A 22,489-nucleotide genomic window follows, 5' to 3' on the forward strand; every position below is an offset into this window, starting at 1 on the left:
CCCCGCACCCCGCACCCCGCAAACCGCATCCGGCATCCGGCACCCGGCACCCGGCACCGAGATTGCGTGCGTGGCCGAAGCCCGGCCCGAGATTGAGTGAGCCGCCGGCCCCCGGCCCCGAGACCATGTGGGCCGCCGACGCCCAGCCCCGAGACCAGGAGACGGCATGAACCCGACCGACCACGAGACCTTCCCCGCGGACCCGGCCCGCCCGCACGCCGGCGCCCACGCCCGGTCCTCCCTGCGCGTCCTCGTCCTGTCCGGGTCCTCCCGCACCGGCTCGGTCAACGCCCGCCTGGCCGCCCTCGTCGCGCGCCTGGTGGTCAGGGCCGGGGCCGTCGCGGACCCGGCGACGCTCCGCGACTTCGCCATGCCGCCGTATGACGGCGACGCGGAGGCCGACGAGGGGCTGCCGAAGGGCGCGGTGGCCCTGTGCGAGCGGATCGAGGCGGCGCAGGCTCTGGTGATCGCCTCGCCCGAGTACAACGCCTCCGTCCCCGGCGTGGTGAAGAACGCCATCGACTGGGTCTCCCGCTTCCGCCCGCAGCCCTTCAAGGACAAGCAGACCCTGCTGGTCTCCGCCTCGCCCTCGATGGTCGGCGGCAACCGCGGCCTGTGGGCGCTGCGCGTCCCGCTCGAACACCTCGGGGCCCGGGTCTACCCCGACATGTTCAGCCTGGCCAACGCCCACCACGCCTTCGGAGAGGACGGCTCACTCGCCGACCGGGGCCTCGGCGAGCGGCTGACCGCGACCACCGCCTCCTTCCTGGACCTCGCCGAGGCGGACACCCGCTACCTGTGCCTCCAGCGCCGCTGGTACGAGTTCCTCGGCGACCAGACCGACGCTCCGGTGACCTCCCGAGCCCAGGACTGATCTCCGTCGGCCACAGGGCGTGAGCTATGTTTGATCCCGAGTGACATGAGAAGGAGGCCCTCCGGTGTCATCGGGTCAGCAGGCACGCGCACAGGCGGCTGCGATCACGCCGAGCGGCAGCCAGTCGCCCGAGGAGGTCCGCCCCCCGGCCGACCGGCTCCTCGCGCTCTTCGACGGCCGACGCCTCTCCCCGGGCCAGCGCCGCATCGCCCAGTACCTGATCGACCACCTCACCGAGGCCGCGTTCCTCTCGATCACCGAGCTCGCCGAACGGGTCGGCGTGAGCCAGCCCTCCGTGACCCGCTTCGCCGCCTCCCTCGGCTTCAGCGGATACCCCGCGCTGCGCGACGTGCTCCAGCCGATCGCGCTGAGCGCCGTCGCCGGATCCCCCGACTCCCGTGAGCAGATCCGCCGCAACGAGCTCCAGGCGGCCGTCGACGCCGAGATCGAGAACCTGGAGCACGTACGCCGGCTGCTCGCCGACACCAACCAGGTGCTGGACATCGGCCGCGAGCTGGCCGCCTCGGTGCCCCTGACCGTCCTCGGTCTGCGTATCTCGGTCTCCCTCGCCGAGTACTTCGCCTACGCGGCCCGGCGCATCCACCCCGACGTGCGCCTCGTGACCCGCGGCGGGAGCGTCGCCTTCGACGCGCTGCTCCAGTCCAAGGCGGCCGGCGGCACCTGGGTGCTGGCCTTCGCCATGCCCCGGCACGCCAAGGAGACCCTGGCCGCCATCCGGGCCGCCCGCAGTACGGGGCTGCGCGTCGTCCTGATCACGGATCCCACGCTGGGACCGCTCGTGGACGAAGCGGACGTGACGCTGACGGCGGGAACCGGGTCGCGGCTGGTCTTCGACTCCTACGCGGCGCCCGGGATGCTCTCCGCGGCACTGCTCCAGGCCATGGCCGACGCCGACCCGGAGCGGACGCAGGCGCGCCTGGAGAGCTACGAGCAGGTCGCTGACCAGCACGGTTTCTTCCTGTAAGGCGGATCCCACCCGCTGCCGCCGGGGAAATATTCAGCCTGCGAGGTGCATGAAATTTTTCATACTCTTGCTTACTCGACGGTATATATGTTTACTGACGGTGGCGTTCCGGATCCACCAGATGCCAAGGAGGGCGACCCCATGTCCTCCCGAACACACGCGCGGCGCGACGAACCTCCTCACGTCGCGACCGCGTGTCGAGTCCAGGCTTTCGGATCCCGCAGAGCGCCCCTGGCGGCCTCGGTCAACCCCTGGGCCGAGGCCGCCCCAAGCACCATCTCGATCAGAGTTCGACACCACTCGGAAGTGACGAGAATGCCGCAGACGGCCACCATCACCCGCAGCCCGGACTGGCCCTTGCAGGTCAAGGCGCCCGGGACCCACGACTGGGAACGCTCGGCGACACGCTGGCTGCGGGACCTGCTCCCGGCTCGCTACGGCAGCTACCTGACCCTGACCCGCCATCACGCACTCCTGGCGCGGCACGTCCAGCTCCAGTTGCAGCACGAGATGCGCGCGGTCCGGGTCGCCCTGCAGACCAGCCGGGCCGAGCTGCCCATGATGGGCGTCGCCGAGTCCGTCATAGAGAACACGATCAGGATGTACGCGGTGGAGCTCGAACAGCTGGGGCGCCTCGCCCGCGGCGCCCGGCTCGTCACGGACGCACTCCTGATGGGCACCACCCCCGCCCCGCGCAAACGCTGAGGGGCTCAGGCGCACAGGGCTGCGGGCCACAGGGCAACGGGTCGCAGCGCAACGGGCCGCAGCGCAACGGGCACTACGCCGGCTGCCAGGACCGCAGTCGGCCGGCCACGTCGAAGACCGTCACGCGGAGCGTGCGGATGTCGGTGATGAGGTCGCGCCACTGCTCGTACGAGGCCTCCACCGCCTTGCCGGAGGCCTCGATGTACGCGACGGCGACCCCGTAGCCGAAGTACTCGTTGGCGTCGGGCAGCGGGCGCAGCAGGACGATCGCCTCGAGGAGGGCGGCCGCGCGCCAATAGGCGTCGGGGCTGTCCACGTGCAGGCTGGGCGTGTTCACCCGGTGCCGGGCCACGGCCGCGACCAGCGCCGAGTGGTCGGCCACCTCCACGTCCTTGAACAGCGCCTCCTGCCGCTCCAGCAGCCAGCGGTGATCGATGTGCAGTTCCACGCGTCCGAGTATCCCTGCCCGGGGCCCGGCCCGGGGGCGGTTCGGGGAGTGTGGCCCGGTGGCCGCCGCCCGGCCGCGGGTGGGCCGGGCGGCGGGAACGGCTTGCGGCTTCTCAGGGCTTGGGCAGGACGCAGCCGGGGCGGTTCAGGTCGATCTTGTTACCGGGGGCTATGCAGGGGACGATGATGTAGGTCTCCTGGGCGTAGTTGATGCCCTGGCGGACCGTCACGTTGCCGCTCGCGTCCACCTCGCACGGGTTGTTGTCCGTGCAGCGGCCGCCGTCCTCGTTGCCCGTGTTGTTGACCGCGACCACCTTGCCGGTCGTCGTGTCGATCACCGGCGAGCCGGAGGTGCCGCCGATGGTGTTGCAGGACGAGGTGTAGCGGACCGAGTCCTTCCAGGTCCACTCGCCCTCCTTGAGGAGGTAGGCGAAGCCGTCCACGGTGCAGCTGTACGTCCGCTTCCAGTAGCCGGAGACCACCTTGATCGACGACCCCTGCGTGGGGTGGGTGTCGTTGAGGGTGAGCGCGGTGATGCCGTACTGGCTCTGGATCTGGGCGTAGGTCTTGGTCAGCTGGTATATCGAGACGTCCGTGTCGGTCATCGTCGCGTACGAGACCTTGCTCGCCCGCAGCGTCCCGACCTTCGATCCGGACGCGTTGAGCAGGGAGAAGGTGCGGGAGGACGGCTGGTCCTTGACGACCTCGCCGGCCGCCGGGAAGCCGGTCTCCAGGCAGTGGCCGTTGGACAGGACCAGCGCGGGGTCGTTCGGCTGGGAGGCAGGGGCGCGGACGACGGAGCCGGAGCAGTTGCTGAGCGCCACGGTACCGGCGAAGGTGACCGCGACGGCCGGTGCGGCCGGTGCGGCCACGGCCGGGGCGCCCGCTGCTCCCACGAGGAGCAGGGAGAATAAGGCGCCGGCGAGAGGCTTGTTCATGTGGGGGTTCCCCTCTGAGGACAAATGCGACCGAAGATCCTTCGGTTGTCATGCGCATTGTTGAGACCTCAGTCCCAACTCGCAAGAGGGCATGGGGAGTCGAGAACCGTGAAGATCTCGCAACCTCACAGGTGTTCCGTAGCGGAGGTATTGCCTCCTACGGTCTGACCAGAACGGTTCCGGACCAGGAGGCAGCGTGGAGCGCGAGAACGGCATCGGCATCGACATCGACCGGCTGGTGAAGGCGATGAGGGCGGTCGACGAGGCGGGCCGGCTCTTCGACGAGGCACTCGCCGTCTACCAGGCGCGCGGCCCCAAACGGACCAGCGAGGAGTTCAACGTGGCGGGCGGCCCCGTGCAGACGCTCCAGGGCGCCGAGGAGATGGCCCTCGGGGCCCGCCGCTTCCTCGCCGAGCTCGCGCTGATCGCCGGCTACCGGACCGCGGGCCTCGACGACCGCGTGGGCGGGAGGGGGGAAGCGGCGCGGACGGGCTTCGCCGCGATCCGCGGCGGCGGCTCCCGCATGGCCCGCCCGCTGCTCGACCCGACGCTGCGCGGGCTGCGGCTGCTGCTCGCCCCCGACCTCTTCGACCCCGCCTTCAAGGCGGAGATCGAGGAGGTCGTAAACGCCGACCAGGCGACCTACCCCGCTCCCTCGACGTTCCGCATCCCGGCCCCGGTCCCGGCAGTCGGCCGCACACCGTGAGCGCCCGGGATGCCGGGTCCGGCGGCGGGGGCGAGGCTGGTGGTATGCATCACGCACCCGTTGTCGTGCACCGGATCTTCCCGTCGGGAGGCCGCCAGGTGACCCTGCGGACCGCCGTCGGGGAGGAGCCCCTCGGGGTGGCCCGCTCGGACGAGGACGTCATCGAGTTCCTGCGGCGGGCCGGCATGCCCGATCCCGACGAGGCGGTCCTCGGTGGCGCGGACCTCGTGGAGTGGGATTCCGACACGCCCCACGTCTACGAGGCCGACCCCCCGACCGACGACCTCCCCTGACGGCTCCCCGTCAGCGGCGGAGATAGGCCAGGACGGCGAGCACGCGCCGGTTGTCCTCCGCGCAGGGCACGATCCGCAGCTTCGCGAAGATGCTCGCCGTGTGCTTGGCGACGGCGCTCTCGCTGAAGTGGAGGGTGAGGGCGATCGCGGCGTTGGACCGGCCCTCGGCCATCAGCTCCAGGACGTCCCGCTCCCGCGGGGTCAGGCTCGCGATGGTGCCCCGGGCGTCGCCGCGCGAGAGCAGCCGGGAGATGACCTGCTGGTCCAGGACGGTGCCGCCCGCCGCGACACGGCGTACGGCGTCGATGAGCTGGCCGGTGTCGGTGACCCGGTCCTTGAGCAGGCAGCCGACGCCTCCGTCGTCGCCGGCCAGCAGTTCGTTGGCGTAGAGCTGGTCGACGTACTGGGAGAGCACCAGGACGGGCAGCCCGGGGCGCCGGCGGCGGGCCTCCAGGGCGGCCTGCAGGCCTTCGTCGGTGAAGGTCGGCGGCAGACGTACGTCGACGACCGCCACGTCCGGGCCCTCCTCCAGCAGGGCCCGCAGGAGGGATGGGCCGTTGTCCACCGAGGCCACGATGGAGAAGCCGTGCTCCCGGAGGGTGCGTTCCAGCCCGTCCCTCAGGAGGAAGAGGTCTTCGGCAAGGACGACGAGCCGGGCCTGGGCGCCGTCGTGCAGATCCCTTTCGATGCGCCGCAGTTCGGCGGCCTGCACCTCCAGGGCATCGGCCCGGCCTTCCGTCAACTGCTCGATGCGGCGCTCCAGTTCGGCACTGTGCGGGCCGGAGAGGAGCAGCCGGGTCCAGCGGGCGTGCAGGCGCAGGACGTGCGGCGCGGCGGCCGAGCCGAGGGCGATGAAGGCGAGACCCAGCGCGAGCGCCGCCAGCATGGCGGGGGTGCTGTCCACGAGGACGAAGGCGTACCAGTTGCCCTCGCCGAGCAGGCGCCTGACGAAGGGCTGCACGAGCGCGCCGAAGGCCCCGTACTCGACGAGGGCCAGCGGCAGTGCGACGAGCAGGCCGCCGACCAGCGGCTCCAGCCAGGCCCATGCCAGGTCGCGCCAGAAGCCGTCCGCGGCCAGGACGGCGCCGGGCGGGCGGGGAAGGGGCTCGGCCGGGCCGATCCGCACCCCCGACCACCGGTCCGCCCGTTCGCGGGAGCCGCCGCAGCGCCGCCGCAGCGCGGCCGCGGCGGCCGGCAGCGCCCGTCGGCCGAGGCCGACGGGCAGGAGCAGCAGGGAGCCGACGACGCCCGCCCCCACGAAGGACACGGCCACGGCCGCGAAACTCGCCACCTGGCGCCGCCAGACGGCGGTCAGGGCACGGGAGATGATCGCACTCATGTCCCGGGCAGGGTAGCCGGTGCCGCACCGGCCGCGACACCGGCCCGTGCGGCCCACAGCAGGGCCGCGAGCAGGGACGACGCCCCGAAACACGCCATCGCGAGGGTGCCGCCGGCCTCCTCGTCCAGGAAGAGGGGCATGCCGAGGTTGACCAGGGCGTGGAAGCCGCCCGTACCGTCGAGCGCGAGGCCCAGCGCCACCGACATCCCGATGGTCGCGGCGAGGAAGGCCGCCGCGTACGCGGGCCGCTGTGCGAACACCTGCACGTGCCACAGGCCCCACAGCACACCCACGGTGACGGAGGAGGCGACCGCGCCGAACCGGGTGCGCAGCAGCGGCTGCAGGAGGCAGCGCCAGCCGATCTCCTCACCGCAGGCACCGATCAGCTGCGCCACGGTGATCAGCGCGAAGGGCTGCTCCAGCGCGCCGGGGCGGGTGAACCACGCGCCGCCCGCGCGCCCCGGGTGCACGACGTACGCGAGGACGCCGACCGCGATGATCAGCGCGGCCGTGGCGAGCAGCGCCCCGGTCCGCCCCTCGCCGCGCAGCGCGCCGCCGCGCAACAGCCGAACGACCCGCTTCCGTTGGAACACGGTGAGCGCGGCCACTGCGGCCGCCGGGGCGAACTGCGTCAGCTGCACCACCTCGGCGGGCACCCCGAGGGCCGGCTGCACGGCGCCCAGCACACCGGACGCGGCGAAGGCCACCGCCAGGAAGACCCCAGCCGTGCCCCGGACGCGCGGTGGCCGCGCCGTCGCACCGATCGCCCGGACACCGCCGACATCCTCAACATCCTCGACACCCTTGACCGTCCGCATGTCCCCGCTCCGTCCCGCTCGTCGACCGCTGTCTCTCACGGACGACGATGCCGGGCGGGACGGTCCGGGCCACTGCACCTGGCCACCGGGCTGGGCTGTACCCAGGTGCACCTACTCCGTGGCGATGGCCCGCAGGATGTCCAGGCCCGCCGCGCGGCGGGCCGGGCGCCAGCCGGCCAGGTGCTCAGCCGCAGGGTGGTACGGGCCGCGTTCATCACTCCGCTCCCGTCGTCAGGGCGCGCGTGTCGAAGGCCTTGAGCCGGTCCAGGACGCGCTCGGCGGTCGGGGCAGCCATCCGGTCGACCAGGCGGCCGTCGGCGAAAGAGACGACCTCGTCGGCGTGGCCGGCGGCCACCGGGTCGTGGGTGACCATGACGACCGTGCGGCCCATCTCGCGCACCGCCCGGCCCAGCAGGCCGAGCACCTCCTCGCCCGGGCGGGAGTCGAGATTGCCGGTCGGCTCGTCGGCGAAGACGACGTCGGGGCTGCCCGCGAGGGCGCGGGCGACGGCGACGCGCTGGTGCTACTAACTTCCTTTTATTTCAAGGGCGTTGGATATCAACGAGGCGGCACGCTGCTCCGCCAGCATGTGGAGGAAGGAGCGGACCCCCTCGATGCGGCCGAGGTCCAGATCGGCAAGGAGGGTGCCGGCTGCCGTCGTCGGTGGCGGACCGATGCGGGTGCCGTCCGGGGCGAAGACGAGGCTCGAACCGTTGGCGGGGCGGCTGGCCGGGCCGCCGACCGGGTTGGCGAACACCGAGTAGACCGTGTTCTCCAGCGCGCGGGCGGCCAGGTAGACGCCGGCGCGGTGCTCGTTCCCCGAGGCGTAGGCGCTGGGGCACACGTACGCGTGCGCGCCGGAGAGGGCGGCGGCCCTCGCGTGTTCCGGGAAGGACATGTCGTAGCAGACGGCCAGGCCCAGCCGCCAGCCGTCCACCTCGACCGCCGCGGGCCGGTCGCCCGGCGTGAACAGCCTGGCCTCGTCCGCCTGCCACAGGTGCTGCTTGTCGTAGGCGGAGGTGACCAGGCCGCCCGGGTCCACGGCCAGGACGGAGTTGGTCAGCGCGCCGTCCGCCCTGCGAACGGCCGCGCCCGCGAGGACGAGGGTTCCGGTGCTTGGAGGATCTCCCCGACTACCCCAAGGCGTTGGCCATCGTCCGCGACACCGGCGGCGCCCCGCACCTCCTCGTCGGCTGCCGCACCGGCCTGCTGTCGCTCTACCGGATGGACAAGCCCGCCGAGGACGGCACGTTCGCCAAGCTGACGGACCGCTGGCTGCCGCGCCGCCCCGCCCGGTTCACGCTCAAGTACCACGACACCGCGGCTGGCTGAGACGGTGTCCGCATGACACAGCAGACCCTCCAGGACCAGTCGACCGCCCCCTGGCGGGACCGCCGCTTCCTGGTCTTCGCCACCGGTAATTTCGTCAACAACCTCGGCGAGGGCGCCTACAAGGTCGGGCTCCCGCTCTTCGTCTACGAGCTGACCGGCTCCCTCGCCGTCATGTCGCTGCTCGCCGCCCTGGTCCCCGCGATGCTGCTGATCAGCCCATGGCTGGGAGCGGTCGTCGACCGCTGGGGCCCGCGCGTCTTCGTCGTGCCCGGGCTGCTGATCCAGCTGACGGGCGCGCTGGCCCTGAACCTCACCGTGCTTGCCGGACGGCCCTCCACCGTCGCCCTGTTCTGCCTGACCGCGCTGGTCCAACTGGGCGGGGAGATGTACCGGGCGGGGTGGATCGCCGGCGTGCCCGGCATGTTCCCGCACAACGCCGCCCGCTCGCGCGCCGTGCTCGGGAGCCTGTTCGTGACCTCCAACATCGCCGGACCGCTGCTGGTCGCCGTGGGCGTCGGCCTCGTCGGATACCTCGGACTGCTCTGGTCAACGCGGCCACCTTCCTGGCCCCCGTCATCGTCTGGCTCCTCGGCGTCCACCCGCCCGCGAAGGCGCCCGGCCCCGCGGCGGACGCGGAACCCGGGAACGCGGCGGCAGCGCGCCCCAGCCGCACCCGGGACATCCTGGACGGCTGGCGGATCGTACGCGCCGAAAAGCGCGTGCTGTACGTGCAGTTGACCTCCCTCCCGCTGCACTTCGCCGGCGGCGTGGGCGTCCTGGCCTTCCTCGTCTGGTACTTGCGGGACCACTGGGGCATGCCGGCGACCGGCGTGAGCACGGCGCAGGCGGTGGCCAACGTCGGGGCCCTGGCGGGCAGCGTCTACATCGCGGCGCGGGCCCGCACCCGCCCCCGCGCCGTTCTCGCCGGCTCCGCCGTCGTCATGACGGGTGCGCTGTTCGCCATGGCGCTCCCGTCCACCGGAATCTTCGTGGCCTGCATGGTCGCCTTCTTCACCATGCGCTCCGCCATGACCACCGTCACGGGGATGATCATCATCAAGTACCTGCCGGCCGAGGTGGTCGGGAGGGCCGAGGGCCTCTTCAACCTCATGAGCGGCGCCCCGATCCTGCTCGCCCCGCTGCTGATCCCGCTCGTACAACGCTCGTGGGGGAGCACCGCCGTGCTCATGTTCCTCGGCGTGGCCGCCGCGATCTCCCTGATCTGCCTGATCCGCTTCTGGCCCCACTGGAGTGATGCGGACACCAACGAACCGACCAGCCCCGTGAACGGCGACCCCCTCGCCAAGTAGCCGAACAGCAAGGGACGTCCATGCGCGCGATCAGCCTCCCCGCGAGCCCGTCCGGGCACGCCGCCCCCCTCACCCATGTGGCGCTCCGCTCCGACGGCCTGCGCCTGGCGAGCTGTTCCTACGACGGGACCGTCCTCGTCTGGGACGTCAGCGAGCCCGCGAAGCCCCGGAGGCTGTCCCGGCTGCGTCACCGGCGCCTGGTCAACGCCGCCGCGTGGAACCCCTCCACACCCGAACTGCTCGCCACCGCCTCGGCGGACAAGACCGTCGCCGTCTGGCGGATCGCCGACGACGGGCACAACGAGCTCGTCAGCGTCCTGGCCCGGCACACCGACGACATCAACGCCGTCGCCTGGATGCCCGACGGTGAACGCCTCATCTGTGTGTCCGAGGACGGCCGGGCGACCCTGTGGTCCGCGCTGACCGGCGCGTTCCTCTCCGAGGTCGGTTCCCACACCGCCCACTGCATGGCCGTGTCGGTGAGCGTGGACGGACTGGTGGCCACCGTCGGCGAGGACGGCATGGTGGCGGTGCGCAGGCCCGGCGACGGCAGCCCGCCCGGTGCCGGTGCCGGTGCCGGTGCCGGTGCCGGTGCAGATGCGGGTGCGGGTGCGGAGGCCGACGCCGCGACGCGGTACTACGACTCCTCGGTCGAGGGCTGCGCATGGTCCCACTCCGGCAAGGTCCTGGCCGTGGCCCTGGACGACGGCACGGTCGACCTCCTGACGAGCGGGCTGGAGCAGCTGCGCACGCTCGCGGTGTCCGATTCCGCGGCCCGCGCCGTGGCCTGGTCCGAGGACGACACCGCCCTCGTCGTCGGGGCGTACGACGGCTCCGTGCACTTCTTCGACGTGCACGGCGACCGCACCCACCAGGTCCACGACCCCCGCGTCTGGCCCCGTTCGGTGTCGGTGGCGCGCGGGATCGTGGCGGCGGGCAGCTTCTGGAACGGCCCGCACCTGTACCGCCTCTCCGACGGCGCCCGGATCGCGGAGCCCGGCGCACCCAACCACGGCCCCAACGCGCTCGCCGTCGACGGCGGCGAGCTCCTCATAGGCTGTGATTCGGGGACCGTCTTCGCCGTCTCCCTGACCCCGGACCACGCCAAAGCCACCCCGGCCGTCCGGGCCCTGCCGGTGGCAGACGGCCCGGTCCTGTCCCTGGCCGCCCGGGACGGCGCGCTCTACGCCGGTACGTACGCGGGCCACGTCATCAGCCTGCGCGACGGGCACCGCCGCGTCAGCGCCCAGCTCGGCGCCCCCCTCCCCTCCCTCTGCTTCGACGGCGACACCCTGGTGGCCGGAACCTACAACGGGGAGCTGGTCGTCCTCGATCCGCTCACCCTCGCCGTCACCGACCGGCGTACGGCGCACGGCGGATCGGTGAAGTCGCTCACCGCCCTCGACGGCGGCGGCTTCCTCTCCGCCGCCACCGACCGCACCGTCGCCGCCGGAGGCGTGCGGGCGCGCACCACCCTGTGGGAGCACGGAAACCTCGTCAACGCGGTGGCGGTGCTCGACGGCCGGGTGGCGGCCAGCGCCTCCCGCGACCACACCGTCAAGGTCGCCGCGATCGCCGCCACCCCGGGCCCCGCCGGACCGTCCTGGCAGGCCCGCTCCGTCCAGACGCTGCTGGGCCCCGACGAATCGGTGAAGTGCGTCGGCCTGCTGGGGGACGCGGGCGCCCCGGTGGTACTCGCGGGCTCCTACGACTTCGGCCTGTACGTATGGCACGTGGACTGGGACTCCACCGCGCGCACCCTCGCCTCGGGCCGGCTGCTCGCCGAGTTCTCCCAAGGGCTGTCCTGTATGACGCCGCTCGACGACCGGAGCGCCGCCGTCGCGGGCTGGGACGGGCGCATCCTGGTCGTCGGCATCGGCGCCGACGGCACGGCCGGTGTCCGCCGGGACTGGCAGATCGACGAGCTGGCCGTCCTGGCCGGCGGACGCGAGGAGGTCCTGACCGCATGAACCCCCGATACACCCGGATCCCGGCCGTGGTGACCGGCCCGGCGCCCACGCCCGGGCCCCCGCCCGCCCAGGTGCGCGCCCGCGTGGCCGTCACCCTGGACCGGGCCGAGGGCCGGCGCGCCGAGCTGGTCACCTTCTCGGGGCTGCCCGATCCCGGCGAGCACATCGCCGTCATCGTGCCCCACCCCGCCCACCGCGCGCCCGTCGTACGGGTCCACAGCGAATGCCTGACCGGGGACGTCCTCGGCTCCGCCCGCTGCGACTGCGGAACCCAGCTCGACGAGGCCCTGCAACGGGTCGCGGAGGAGGGCGGGGTCGTGCTCTACCTCCGCCAGGAGGGCCGCGGCATCGGCCTCTACAACAAACTCGACGCCTACCTCTTGCCGGACCGGGGCGCCGACACCTTCGAGGCCAACCAGCTCATCGGGCGGGGAGCCGACGAACGCGACTACGGGGTGGCCGCCGCGATGCTCCACGCCCTGGGCCTGGACCGGATCCGGCTGCTCACCAACAACCCCGACAAGGTGGCACAGTTGCGCGAGCACGAGATCGACGTGGTCTCCGTCATCCCGACGAGCGTCCACGTCACCTCGGAGAACGCCCGCTACCTGGAGGCGAAGGCGTTGCGCGGAGGCCACACCATCGCCGTGGGAGGAACACCGTGAAGCTCGCGGACGTCGCGGACTCCCCGCACTTCAGGGAACACGCCGCACTCGCCCGGACTGCCGACGTCCGAGCGTCCGCCCCGGCCGCCCGGAGGCTCGCCGCGCTCGGTCCCGCCGCGCTGGCCGCCCTGGTGGAGGACCCGGCCGCGCCCCTCGCCGAACGGCTCGCCGCGGGCGGCATCCTCGCCCTGACGGGGGATCCGCGCATCGACACCCTCCGCCCGGCCGTCTGCGCGGTGCCGGGCGGCACGGTGGAGATCGGCCTCGCGCCCGAGCGGGTCGGCGCGACCGTCGAGGCCTGGGAGCACGTGGGAGTCGTCCGGTCCTGGATCGACAAGGAGACCCCGGCCCACACCGTGCGGCTCGCCGGCTTCTGGATCGCCCGCCACCCCGTCACCAACGGGGAGTACCGGGACTTCCTGGAGGACACCGGCCGCGAGGGCCGTCCGAGCACCTGGTACCTCGGCGCGTACCCGTACGACCGCGGCAACCACCCGGTGGCCGGGGTGGGCCCCGAGGACGCCGACGCGTACGCGGCGTGGCTGGCCGAGCGCACCGGCCACCCCTGGCGGCTGCCCACGGAAGCGGAATGGGAGCACGCCGCCAAGGGGACGGACGGCAGGGAGTTCCCCTGGGGGGACACCTTCGACGCGCGGGCCGCGAACACCCGGGAGGCCGGGGTCCACACCACCACCCCGGTGGGCGCCTTCCCGGCCGGGCGGTCCCCCTACGGGGCGTACGACATGGGAGGCAACGTGGAGGAGTTCGTGGCCGACGCCTACGCCCCGTACCCCGGCGGCCCGCGCGTCGCCGACCACCTCGTGGAGACCATGGGCGAGTACCGGATCGCACGGGGCGGCAGCTTCTCCCGCTTCGGAGACCTGACCCGTACCCGGCGCCGGCACGGAGCCTTCCCGGGGCCCCTCTACCCGGTGGGCTTCCGCCTGGCGACCGGCGAGCGCCCACGGTCCTGACACGGAGGTCCCGACCCCGCCCGCGGAGCGCCGGCAGGCGCCCGATATGGTTCCCTGCCGTTGCGAACAACCGTTTGAGTGGGGGATGTGGATGAGCGCCGAACTGCGCGAAGCCGCAGAGGAGTTGGCCGATCTGCTGTGGCGGGAGCACACCGTCTACCGGGACCGGTCGGGCGGTGTCGTCATCCGGGGCGAACACGTCCAGCGGTGGATCAGCATGTCCACCGGTGCCGGCCGCGACGAGGTCCTGCTGCGCGCCGGCCGGATACTCGACGGCGGGACGACCGCACCGGCCCGTTCGGAGGCGGTCGCCAGCCTGTCCGCCGGCACGACCGCACTCGCCGCGGTCTGCCGCCGCCTGCTGGCCGAGACCGCCCCCGGCCCCGCCGCCCCGCCGCCGGCGCGCACCCGCCGCAACCGCCGAACCCGGCACACCAGCCTGCGCTCCTGGCTGGTCGTCGCCTGCGTGGCCGCGGTCATCGGCCTGTACCTCGCGCGGATGTCGTAAAAGGTCCGCCGGACCGGGGGTCAGGCCGGATTCGCGCTGCGGAACGAACGCCGGTAGCTGTCCGGCGGGACCCCTACGATCCGTTTGAACTGGCGCCGGAGTGTCGTGGCGGTCCCCATGCCGGTGGCGCGGGCCACCGCCTCGATGCTCTCGTCGGTGGCCTCCAGCAGCTCCTGGGCACGGCGGACGCGCTGCGTCAGGAGCCACTGGAGCGGCGTCTGCCCCGTCACCGACCGGAACTGCCGTCCCAGATGGCGCGGGCTCGTGTTCGCCTTCCGCGCCATGTCGGTCACCGTCAGCGGCCGGTCCAGCCGTTGCCGGACCCAGGCGAGCAGGTGGGACAGGGTGTGGTCACCCGTCACCTGCATCGGCGTCGTCACGAACTGCGCCTGGCCGCCGGCCCGGTGGGGCGGCATGACGAGCCGGCGGGCGACGGAGTTGGCGATGCCCGCGCCGTGGTCCAGATGGATCAGGTGGAGGCAGAGGTCCACGGCGGCGGCCTTGCCCGCGGCCGTGAGCACGCTGCCGTTGTCGGTGTACAGCACGTCAGGGTCGACCACGGCCAGCGGATGGCGCGCACTCAACTCCGCTGCATGGGCCCAGTGGGTGGTGGCCCGCCGGCCGTCCAGCAGGCCCGCGGCGCCGAGCAGGAACGCTCCGGTGCACAGGGAGGCGACCCGAGCCCCCGACGCGTGGGCCGCGCGCACGGCTTCGACCACCTCCGGCGGCGGCGGATCGTCGATGTCGGCGCACGCGGGCACGATCACGGTGTCGGCCTCGGCCAGGTGCTCCAGCCCGTGGTCGGGCTCGACCGTGAACGGGCCGACCCGTAGCGGTCCTGGACCGCAGAGCAGTACGTCGTACCAGCCCTCCGTGGCCTCGCGCGGGGGATTGCCGAAGATCTCGTAGGCCACCGCCAGTTCGAAGTGCAGCAGGTGACCGGCGGTCAGCAGGGCGACGGTGGGCATGTCCGAAAGTGTACGGGTGATGTCGTTCCGGACCCTCACGGCCGGTTGCCGGCCGCGGCCAGACTGGGTTCATCAGCACAACGAGAGCGGGGGCACCATGAGTACAGCGGCTGCGGTAGCGGTCTACGGGGCGACCGGGCACACCGGGCGCTTCATCGTCGCCGAACTGCGCGAGCGCGGTTTCACCACGATCGTCTCCGGCCGCGACGCGACACGGCTGCGGGCGCTCGCCGCCGAGTGGGGAGACGCGGTGGTGCGGCCGGCCACCGTGGACGACCCGGGCTCGCTGGACCGGGCCCTCGCGGGCGCGGCGGCCGTCATCAACTGCGCCGGACCGTTCGCGGTGACGGGAGGCCCGGTGGTGGAGGCGGCCCTGCGCGCGGGGATCCCGTACGTCGACGTCGCGGCGGAGATCGAAGCGAACGTGTCGATGTTCGCCGACCACGCGGAAGCGGCGCGCAAGGCGGACATCCCCGTGGTGCCCGCCATGGCCTTCTACGGCGGACTGGGCGACCTGCTGGTGACCGCGGCGATGGGGGAGCGGACGGCGGCGGACGTGGCCCACGTCGCATACGGGTTGAGCAGCTGGCATCCGACGCCGGGCACCCGGGCGGCGGGTGCGGTGTCCCACGAGCGGCGCGCGGGCCGTCGCGTGCGGTTCGCGGACGGCGCGCTGCGGTACCACGACGACCAGCCCTCGGAGCAGGACTGGCTCTTTCCGGAGCCGCTGGGCCGGCGGGCGGTGATCGCGGAGTTCACCATGGCCGATGTGGTCACCGTGCCCAGCCACTTGGCGGTGCCCGAAGTCCGCACCTACATGGCGGCCGAGGCCGCGAGGGACCTGGCCGGGGCCGACACGCCGGCGCCGGAGGCGGTCGACGCCCTGGGGCGGTCGGACCAGACGTTCGTCGTCGACGTGGTGGTCGCCGCGGGCGGCGCCGAGCGCCGGGCCACGGCCCGCGGCCGGGACATCTACGCGGTCACCGCGCCGCTGGCGGTGGAGGCCGTCCAGCGCATCCTGGACGGGCGCACCCGGACGACGGGCGTGGCCTCGGCCGGTGCGATGTTCGACGCGGCGGACTTCCTCAGGGCGCTGGCCCCGCACGTGTCGGTCGTCCTTCCGGACTGACCGGGGTCCGGCGCCCGCCGCCCGCATAGGGTGGCGGGCGTGGTGAGCAACGAGGCCGCGGCCGTGAGGAGTGACCGGGTGCTGTACGGGTGCATGGGGCTGGGCGGGAGCTGGGAGCCCGGCCCGTACGGGCCCGCCGACATCGATGCGGCCGAGGCGGCGGTCGCCGCAGCCCTGGACAGCGGGATCACCGCCTTCGACCACGCCGACATCTACCGGCACGGGAAGGCCGAGGCCGTGTTCGGCGAGGTGCTCGCGCGCACGCCCGGGCTGCGCGAGCGCATCACGCTCCAGACCAAGTGCGGGATCCGGCTGGGCGGCAACCACGGTCCGGGGATGTACGACCTGCGCGGCGAGAGCATCACGCGGCGGGTGGAGGAGAGCCTGACCCGGCTGCGGACCGACGTGATCGACGTCCTGCTGCTGCACCGGCCCGATCCGCTCGCGGACGCGGACGCGATCGCGTCGGCGCTGATGTCCCTGCACCGGCAGGGCCTCGTACGGCACTTCGGGGTGTCCAACATGGGCGCCGCGCAGATGGCCCACCTCCAGGCCCGCCTCGACGTACCGCTGGTGGCGAACCAGTTGGAGATGAGCCTGCACAGCCGCGACTGGGTGGAGGCCGGGGTCCTGCTCAACACCCCCGCGTCCACGGCCAACGGGTTCCCCTTCGGGACGCTGGAACACTGCCGGGACCACGGCATCCGGCTCCAGGCGTGGGGCGCGCTGGCGCGGGGCCGGTTCACCGGCGGCGAGCAGACGCCCGCCGAATGCGCCACGGCCGCCCTGCTGGCCGATCTCGCCCACCGCAAGGGCACGACGCCGGAATCCGTCCTCCTGTGGTGGCTGCGCCGCCACCCGGCCGGGATCGCCCCGGTCATCGGCACGGCCCGCCCCGACCGCATCCGTGCCTGCCGCGACGCGGCGACCCGCGATCCCGACCTCACGCACGAGGAGTGGTACGAACTCTGGGTCACCGCCAGAGGAGTTCCGCTCCCCTGACGCTTGCTCTTGCCCGCCGCCGAGGCCGCGTACCGGCCCATGCATGCTTCGAGCCTGGAGGACCCGCGTAGCCTTGGATTTGAAGGAGACGGGGCGGTTGCACCCCGATGAACATCTGTTACTGTGCCCGCGCTTGGTGTTCATCCATCAATCCGTCTCCCCTCGGGCGCCCCACGCCCCAGGGCGCTGCGAGGTGTCTCGTACGTGTACAGCACTCCGTTCTCCCCCACCGAGGCAAGGTCCGCGCGAGCCCGCATGGGCTTGACCGCGGCCCAGGTCGCCCACTCGATGGCGGCCTGCGGCACCCCCGTCCACCCCGAGCTGGTCACGGCCTGGGAGGCGGGCTCACACGTCCCGTCCGACCAGCAGCTCTTCTCCCTGGCCAACGTCCTGTGGTGTGACACCACGACCCTGATGGGCGTGGAGCCGCGGACGCTCGCCGAGCACCGCCTCGCCCGCCAGCTCACGGTGGAGCGGCTGGCGTACCGCATAGGCATGGACCCCGGCGCCTACCATGCGGCCGAGGTGGCGCAGCGCTGGCACGGGGACTCCCGGCAGACCAGGGCGCTGGTGGAGGCCCTGGGCCTGTCCCTGCGCAAGCTCATCGGGATCATGGGCCGGGTCGACGAGCTGGCGGAGCTGCTGCGCGCGGCCGTCGACGGGCGCTGGAAGGCGTACGTCGAGCCCGTGGCGGAGATCGTCGTGGTGGACGCGACGAGCGTGGGCGACGCGCTCCAGACGATGCACGCGGAGTTCGCGGCATTCGCGGAGCGGTACATGGGACACCTCGTCGCCCGCAACGACGACGCCCGGCTCAAGGAGGTCGCGGCCGAGCGTGCCGCGTACCTGCGCCGACTCGTCGACCACTTCTGGGAGTTGATCGGCGAGGCGGGCGAGGCATCGCCGTTCCCCATCGGCAGCCGCTGAGCAGCTGAGCAGCTGAGCAGCTGTGCCCGCCGAAGCCGGCACGGCGGCACGGGCCGGGAAGGGCGTCGGCGCCCCTTCCCGGCCCGCGGCCGCAGCCGGTTCAGCGGGCGACAGCCCCCACGTGCGGATCGGCCGCGCCGCCCTCCCCGAAGTCCTCCCAGTCGATCTCCATCGTGGAGCGGCTCGTGAAGACGTTGAAGAGCAGGTTCAGCGTGATCGCGGTGAGGGCGCCCAGCGTGATCCCGCTGTTGAGCACGGCCCGCATGTCGTCGGGCATCCGGTCGAAGAACGGCCCGACCGTGCTCGGCAGCAGCGCGGCGCCCAGACTGACCGCCAGGATCAGGGTGTTGCGCTCGTCGCGCAGATCGGCCTTGCCGAGGATCTGGATGCCGACCGCGGCGACGATCCCGAACATGGAGATCGCGGCCCCGCCCAGCACCGGGTGCGGGATCGAGGCGACCAGGCTGCCCGCCTTCGGCAGCAGCCCCAGTACGACCATGAACACGCCGGCCGCGACGACCACGTAGCGGCTCATCACCTTGGACATGCGCACGAGTCCGATGTTCTCGGCGAACGCCACGTACGGGAACGAGTTGAGGATGCCGCCGAGGACCGTCGCGACGCCGTCGGCGCGCAGCGCGCGGGCCACCGTGTCGGCGTCGACCCTCTTGTCGGTGATCTCACCGATCGCGTACACGTCCCCGGTGGTCTCCACCATGGTGATGAGGATGACGACGAGCATGGCGACGATCGGCAGCAGTTCGAAGCGCGGCATGCCGTAGTGGAACGGGGTGGTGACGCCGAACCAGTCGGTCTCCTTCACCGCGCCGAAGTCGGCGTCGCCGAAGAGCCACGCGACCGCCGTGCCGACGACGAGCCCGAGCAGGACGGCGAGGCTGCTGAGGAACGGCTTGCCGATCCGGGCCATCGCCAGGATGAAGAGCAGGGTGCCCGCCGCGTACGCGAGGTTCTTCGGGTCCCCGTAGGCGGGCGTGCCGATGAGGTGGGCGCCGCCCGCCGCGTCCTGGAGGGCCACGGGGATGAGGGTGATGCCGATGATCGTGAGGATGGTGCCGATGACCACCGGCGGGAAGTACTTCACGAGCCTGCTGAAGAGCGGTGCGAACACGAACGTGGCTATGCCGGCCGTGATCACCGCCCCGTAGACGACGAGCAGGCCGGCGGTGCCGCCGCCCGCGCCCAGGCCGATGGCGATCATCGGGGAGACCGCGGTGAAGGTGACGCCCTGGACCAGCGGGAGCCGGGCGCCGACCTTCCACACGCCGAGCGCCTGGATGATCGAGGCCACTCCGCAGGTCAGCAGGTCCGCGTTGATGAGGTGGACGAGTTCCAGGCGGGACAGGCCCAGGGCGTTGCCGAGGAGAACCGGGACGATGACCGCCGCCGCGTAGAACGCGAGCACGTGCTGGAAGCCGTAGAGGGCGAGCCTGGGGAGCGGGAGCAGCTCGTCGACGGGGTGGATCTGCTGGCGGGAGGCCGTCCGCGAGGACTGCCGGGGGGACTGTCGGGAGATTCTTGCCATCTCTGCCTTGCCTTCGCGAGGTAGGTGAATGAGAGGACCGCCGCCCTCAAGCCCTGGGTGACAGGGCGAGGGCAGGCCGGCTCGTACGGAACCGACGTCGGGCGGTGTTGCCGACAGCACGTCGCTCAGCACTGAACATTGCGTCCCGGATTGGCGGGACATCCTTCGATCGATGCATCGGATCCGTCATTGACCATGGGATCCGTAGGGGACTCGACCGGAAGGCGCTCACCATAGCCAAAGGCTGTGTTTCCTCGCGAGTAACCCCCCGAGCGCTCTGATTCGGGGGACCTCAGGCGTCCGTGTCCTCGAGTCCTTCCAGGCTGTCCATGAACGAGCTGACGGAGAACACCGCACGGCCCGGGCCCGCAGGACCGTAGCCGGGCGGGGACTTCAGGCCGAACTCCTCCAGCGTCGCGCGGTAGGTCTCCAGCAGCCGGATGTGGTACTCGAGCGGCGCGCCCAGCGGGTTGGCCTTGCCCAGCGGAGTCGTCGGCTCCGGGCACCAGGTGGTGAAGCGCGGCACGACGCCGTTCGACATGAAGAACCGCAGGCCCTCGGCGGTGGACGCGATCGCCTCGTCGACCTTCGTGAAACCGAAGGGCTCGGCCATCTCGATGCCCGCCACGAAGTTGGGGATCACATTGCGCGGACCGAACACCTCGGCGGAGTCAAGGATCCGGCGGTGCCATTCGTCGCGGCCGACGTAGCGTTCCTTGCCCGGGCAGTGCAGCTGGAACAGCCGCCGGTCCCACACCTCGAAGTTGGGGTGGTAGATCCGGATCCCGTAGTCGTGGAAGCGCTGCACGGCGTCGCGGGGCAGCGCCTGGGCGACGACCTTGCCGGTCCAGCGGCCGGGGAAGCGCTCCTCGATGGCCTTCGCGTAGTGGCCGTAGAAATCGGCCTCGTCGCGGCCGCCGACCTGCGAGGTGATCGAGCCGCCCGTGAGGGTGTAGGCGCGGGAGGTGCCCGCGGTGTCGTACCGGTCGATGATCTCCAGGGCCTCCAGCACCTCCTCGACCGGCTTCACCCCCGTGTAGGGGCGGCCGGCCGCCTTGTGCTGGCGCCAGTTGTGGTTGATGTCGCAGAACTGGCACTCCTCCTTGGCGCCGAAGTACTGGCACACCCGGAAGACCGTCAGGTAGATGAGGTAGCCCCACTGGATGGTCGGGGCGACCTCCATCACCGACTTGCCGTTGGAGAGCTTGTGCCGGTAGTACTCGGGCATCGGCGGCAGCCCGACGTCCGCGATCCGGGCGCCGTCCAGGTACAGGCCGAGCGCGCCGTCCTCGCCGCCGCGCACGACGTACGGGGAGTCCGGGTTGACCCGTACGGACACGACGGTGCGGCGCAGGCCGTACGGGCCGCCGGTGAGCACGATCTCCTCGGGCGGCCGGTTGAGCGCGGCCGCGCCGAGCTCGGGCAGAGTGCGGTGGTCGAAGGAGAAGATGAAGTACGACTTCGGCTTGACGTCGCCGGAACCGCCGTCGGCGGTGCCGCTGAGCGCGGACTCGTCGAAGGCCATGCCCCCGCGCAGGAGGTCCTCCTTGATCACGGCCTCCCGCGGCACCTGCGGGAAGCGCTCCATCAGGCCTTCGACCAGCGCGGTACGGCTCAGGTTGTCCACGTGTTGCTCCATCCCCGAATCGAATGCTCGAGCGGCTCACCGAACTCCGCGATCACACCAGCTGCACGGAGATCCTCTCACCCTCGCCGCAGCCCCCACGGCGCAGGCCGCCCGCGGCAGGTCAGGCCGCCGAAGCGGCCGGCTTGCGAGGTCGGGCAGGACGGCGGACAGCCGGAAGGTGCTCACGACGGGCCATCGCCGGTGGTCCCCGCCGCTCCGGGCAACGCAATTTCGCGCCCGGGGAGGCGCGGACGGGCGAATACCCGCTCCGGCGCGTGCCATCGCAGGGCGGCGGTGGCACCCATGGGTCATGCCGCCGGTGTCAGCGTTCCTTCGGACAGCCGCCGCATACGCCTGGCGCCTGCTGGTCGTCGGCGCCGCCGTGTACGCGGTCTTCGCCGTGCTCGGCCGCTTCCACGAGATCGCCGTCGCGCTCTTCCTCGGCCTCGTCGTCACCGCCCTGCTCTCGCCCCCCACCCGGCGCCTGGCACGCGTCGTCCCCGGGTCCCTCGCGGTCGCCGTCTGCCTCATCGGCAGCGCGCTGCTGGTGCTGGGCGTCCTGGCGCTGGTCGGCGAGGCGGTGGCGGGGGAGAGCACCACGCTCGTCCGGGAGTTCCGCGTGGGACTGGACAGCATCGAGGAATGGCTGGAGAAGCCTCCCTTCCGGGTGAACCCGGAGGCGCTGTCCGATGTCCAGTCCCGTGTCGGCGCCTTCCTGTCGAGCCACCGCTCGACCCTGCTCAGCACGGCGCTCAGCGGGGCCGGACACCTGGTGCAGGTGCTCGCCGTGCTGGTGCTCGCCGTCTTCTCCTCCGTCTTCTTCCTGCACGGCGGCGACCGGCAGTGGTCGTGGTTCTGCGCGCAGCTGCCCGAGGCGGCGCGCGAGCGCGTGGTGATCGGCGGGCGCGCGGCGTGGCGTACGTTCACCGGCTACACCCACGGCATCGTGATCGTCGCGGCGACGAACGCCGTGCTCGTCGGGGTGGCGCTGTACTTCCTCGGGGTGCCGCTGGCCGTGCCGCTCGCGCTGCTGGAGTTCTTCGCGGCCTTCGTCCCCCTCGTCGGATCGCCGGTGGCGCTGGCGGTCGCCGCCGTGGTGGCCCTGGCCGCGAAGGGGCCCCTGATCGCGGGCGTGGTGGTCGCGCTGATCGTGGTCATCGGACAGATCGAGGGACATCTGCTGCATCCCCTGGTGATGAGCCGGGCCGTCCGCCTGCACCCGCTGGTGGTCGCGATCTCGGTGGTGGCCGGGGCCATCGCCGCCGGGGTGGTCGGCGCCGTGGTGGCGGTCCCGCTGGTCTCGGTGACCTGGTCGGTGCGCACGGCCCTGCGCGAGGCACAATCGCCGGATGAGCGATGAAGACCCCTCCGTGGATCCCTCCGGGGATTCCTCCCTGGAACCCGCCGTGGAACCCTCTGCGGAACCCTC

At 72.4% G+C, this 22,489-nt stretch carries 23 protein-coding genes and 3 pseudogenes; 16 read left to right on the forward strand and 10 right to left on the reverse strand.

Annotated features, from left to right (window positions below; genetic code table 11):
• Positions 1 to 241: 241 nt before the first annotated feature.
• From J7E94_RS18215 to J7E94_RS18225, 3 genes are all read left to right on the forward strand, one after another.
• A complete protein-coding gene (locus tag J7E94_RS18215; protein ID WP_251056847.1) occupies positions 242 to 874 on the forward strand; it encodes an NADPH-dependent FMN reductase in 633 nt (210 codons plus the stop codon).
• A 64-nt stretch (positions 875 to 938) separates the two neighbouring features.
• The gene (locus tag J7E94_RS18220; protein ID WP_215016632.1) at positions 939 to 1,859 is read left to right on the forward strand and encodes a MurR/RpiR family transcriptional regulator; all 921 of its coding nucleotides are present in this window, start codon (positions 939 to 941) and stop codon (positions 1,857 to 1,859) included.
• Positions 1,860 to 2,174: 315 nt separating this feature from the next.
• Positions 2,175 to 2,564, forward strand: a complete 390-nt coding sequence (locus tag J7E94_RS18225; protein WP_215016665.1) for a hypothetical protein — start codon at positions 2,175 to 2,177, stop codon at positions 2,562 to 2,564.
• Between the two features lie 73 nt (positions 2,565 to 2,637).
• On the opposite strand, the gene J7E94_RS18230 is transcribed toward J7E94_RS18225, so the two are convergent.
• Both J7E94_RS18230 and J7E94_RS18235 read right to left on the reverse strand, forming a co-directional pair.
• Positions 2,638 to 3,012 (reverse strand): toxin Doc, encoded by a 375-nt coding sequence (locus J7E94_RS18230; RefSeq protein WP_215016634.1) that lies wholly within the window; start codon positions 3,010 to 3,012, stop codon positions 2,638 to 2,640.
• Positions 3,013 to 3,124: 112 nt separating this feature from the next.
• Positions 3,125 to 3,949 carry a serine protease gene (locus tag J7E94_RS18235; RefSeq protein WP_215016636.1) on the reverse strand — a complete coding sequence of 275 codons (825 nt, stop codon included), beginning with the start codon at positions 3,947 to 3,949 and terminating at the stop codon, positions 3,125 to 3,127.
• Between the two features lie 196 nt (positions 3,950 to 4,145).
• On the opposite strand from J7E94_RS18235, the gene J7E94_RS18240 reads away from it, so the two are divergent.
• Both J7E94_RS18240 and J7E94_RS18245 read left to right on the forward strand, forming a co-directional pair.
• Entirely contained in the window at positions 4,146 to 4,655 is a 510-nt protein-coding gene (locus J7E94_RS18240; RefSeq protein WP_215016638.1) for a hypothetical protein, read from the forward strand.
• A gap of 44 nt (positions 4,656 to 4,699) precedes the next feature.
• A complete protein-coding gene (locus J7E94_RS18245) occupies positions 4,700 to 4,948 on the forward strand; it encodes a hypothetical protein (RefSeq protein ID WP_215016639.1) in 249 nt (82 codons plus the stop codon).
• A gap of 10 nt (positions 4,949 to 4,958) precedes the next feature.
• On the opposite strand, the gene J7E94_RS18250 is transcribed toward J7E94_RS18245, so the two are convergent.
• The 5 genes and pseudogenes from J7E94_RS18250 to J7E94_RS18270 form a co-directional block, all read right to left on the reverse strand.
• Complete coding sequence (locus J7E94_RS18250) at positions 4,959 to 5,624, reverse strand: response regulator transcription factor (protein WP_251056849.1); 666 nt, start codon at positions 5,622 to 5,624, stop codon at positions 4,959 to 4,961.
• 120 nt (positions 5,625 to 5,744) lie between these two features.
• Positions 5,745 to 6,287: pseudogene (locus tag J7E94_RS18255) on the reverse strand (sensor domain-containing protein); the annotation flags it as partial.
• The gene (locus J7E94_RS18260) at positions 6,284 to 7,105 is read right to left on the reverse strand and encodes a CPBP family intramembrane glutamic endopeptidase (protein WP_215016641.1); all 822 of its coding nucleotides are present in this window, start codon (positions 7,103 to 7,105) and stop codon (positions 6,284 to 6,286) included. The pseudogene J7E94_RS18255 and the gene J7E94_RS18260, both read right to left, overlap by 4 nt.
• Positions 7,106 to 7,319: 214 nt before the next feature.
• Positions 7,320 to 7,625: pseudogene (locus J7E94_RS18265) on the reverse strand (ABC transporter ATP-binding protein); the annotation flags it as partial.
• Positions 7,626 to 7,631: 6 nt separating this feature from the next.
• A pseudogene (locus J7E94_RS18270) lies at positions 7,632 to 8,204 on the reverse strand (carbon-nitrogen hydrolase family protein); the annotation flags it as partial.
• A gap of 17 nt (positions 8,205 to 8,221) precedes the next feature.
• On the opposite strand from J7E94_RS18270, the gene J7E94_RS18275 reads away from it, so the two are divergent.
• The 7 genes from J7E94_RS18275 to J7E94_RS18305 all read left to right on the forward strand — a co-directional run bounded on the left by J7E94_RS18275 (position 8,222) and on the right by J7E94_RS18305 (position 13,864).
• Positions 8,222 to 8,437: a hypothetical protein gene (locus J7E94_RS18275; RefSeq protein WP_215016643.1), complete on the forward strand. Its 216-nt coding sequence runs from the start codon at positions 8,222 to 8,224 to the stop codon at positions 8,435 to 8,437.
• Between the two features lie 12 nt (positions 8,438 to 8,449).
• The gene (locus J7E94_RS34685; protein ID WP_215016645.1) at positions 8,450 to 9,175 is read left to right on the forward strand and encodes an MFS transporter; all 726 of its coding nucleotides are present in this window, start codon (positions 8,450 to 8,452) and stop codon (positions 9,173 to 9,175) included.
• Positions 9,166 to 9,747, forward strand: coding sequence for an MFS transporter (locus J7E94_RS18285; RefSeq protein WP_215016669.1), 582 nt, complete (start codon positions 9,166 to 9,168; stop codon positions 9,745 to 9,747). Before J7E94_RS34685 ends, J7E94_RS18285 begins: the two co-directional genes overlap by 10 nt.
• A 20-nt stretch (positions 9,748 to 9,767) precedes the next feature.
• Positions 9,768 to 11,717: a WD40 repeat domain-containing protein gene (locus tag J7E94_RS18290; protein WP_215016647.1), complete on the forward strand. Its 1,950-nt coding sequence runs from the start codon at positions 9,768 to 9,770 to the stop codon at positions 11,715 to 11,717.
• Entirely contained in the window at positions 11,714 to 12,382 is a 669-nt protein-coding gene (gene ribA / locus J7E94_RS18295) for a GTP cyclohydrolase II (protein ID WP_215016648.1), read from the forward strand. The genes J7E94_RS18290 and ribA overlap by 4 nt, the downstream gene beginning before the upstream one ends.
• Complete coding sequence (locus J7E94_RS18300) at positions 12,379 to 13,356, forward strand: formylglycine-generating enzyme family protein (protein ID WP_215016650.1); 978 nt, start codon at positions 12,379 to 12,381, stop codon at positions 13,354 to 13,356. The genes ribA and J7E94_RS18300 overlap by 4 nt, the downstream gene beginning before the upstream one ends.
• 91 nt (positions 13,357 to 13,447) lie before the next feature.
• Positions 13,448 to 13,864, forward strand: coding sequence for a hypothetical protein (locus tag J7E94_RS18305; RefSeq protein WP_215016652.1), 417 nt, complete (start codon positions 13,448 to 13,450; stop codon positions 13,862 to 13,864).
• Between the two features lie 20 nt (positions 13,865 to 13,884).
• On the opposite strand, the gene J7E94_RS18310 is transcribed toward J7E94_RS18305, so the two are convergent.
• Entirely contained in the window at positions 13,885 to 14,832 is a 948-nt protein-coding gene (locus J7E94_RS18310; RefSeq protein ID WP_215016654.1) for a helix-turn-helix domain-containing protein, read from the reverse strand.
• Between the two features lie 97 nt (positions 14,833 to 14,929).
• Between J7E94_RS18310 and J7E94_RS18315 the strand changes: the two genes are divergently transcribed.
• The 3 genes from J7E94_RS18315 to J7E94_RS18325 all read left to right on the forward strand — a co-directional run bounded on the left by J7E94_RS18315 (position 14,930) and on the right by J7E94_RS18325 (position 17,890).
• Positions 14,930 to 15,961 carry a saccharopine dehydrogenase NADP-binding domain-containing protein gene (locus J7E94_RS18315; RefSeq protein WP_215016656.1) on the forward strand — a complete coding sequence of 344 codons (1,032 nt, stop codon included), beginning with the start codon at positions 14,930 to 14,932 and terminating at the stop codon, positions 15,959 to 15,961.
• A gap of 39 nt (positions 15,962 to 16,000) precedes the next feature.
• A complete protein-coding gene (locus J7E94_RS18320; RefSeq protein WP_308345261.1) occupies positions 16,001 to 16,963 on the forward strand; it encodes an aldo/keto reductase in 963 nt (320 codons plus the stop codon).
• Positions 16,964 to 17,218: 255 nt separating this feature from the next.
• Entirely contained in the window at positions 17,219 to 17,890 is a 672-nt protein-coding gene (locus J7E94_RS18325; RefSeq protein WP_251056845.1) for a transcriptional regulator, read from the forward strand.
• 100 nt (positions 17,891 to 17,990) lie between these two features.
• On the opposite strand, the gene J7E94_RS18330 is transcribed toward J7E94_RS18325, so the two are convergent.
• Together J7E94_RS18330 and J7E94_RS18335 are read right to left on the reverse strand one after the other, a co-directional pair.
• The gene (locus tag J7E94_RS18330) at positions 17,991 to 19,433 is read right to left on the reverse strand and encodes a nucleobase:cation symporter-2 family protein (RefSeq protein ID WP_215016659.1); all 1,443 of its coding nucleotides are present in this window, start codon (positions 19,431 to 19,433) and stop codon (positions 17,991 to 17,993) included.
• A gap of 292 nt (positions 19,434 to 19,725) precedes the next feature.
• Entirely contained in the window at positions 19,726 to 21,072 is a 1,347-nt protein-coding gene (locus tag J7E94_RS18335; RefSeq protein WP_251056846.1) for a radical SAM protein, read from the reverse strand.
• A gap of 298 nt (positions 21,073 to 21,370) precedes the next feature.
• Here J7E94_RS18335 and J7E94_RS18340 point away from each other — a divergent pair, with 298 nt between their 5' ends.
• Positions 21,371 to 22,420 carry an AI-2E family transporter gene (locus J7E94_RS18340; RefSeq protein WP_215016663.1) on the forward strand — a complete coding sequence of 350 codons (1,050 nt, stop codon included), beginning with the start codon at positions 21,371 to 21,373 and terminating at the stop codon, positions 22,418 to 22,420.
• Positions 22,421 to 22,489: the final 69 nt, after the last annotated feature.

The organism is Streptomyces sp. ISL-94 (assembly GCF_018614075.1).
Taxonomy (GTDB): Bacteria; Actinomycetota; Actinomycetes; order Streptomycetales; family Streptomycetaceae; genus Streptomyces.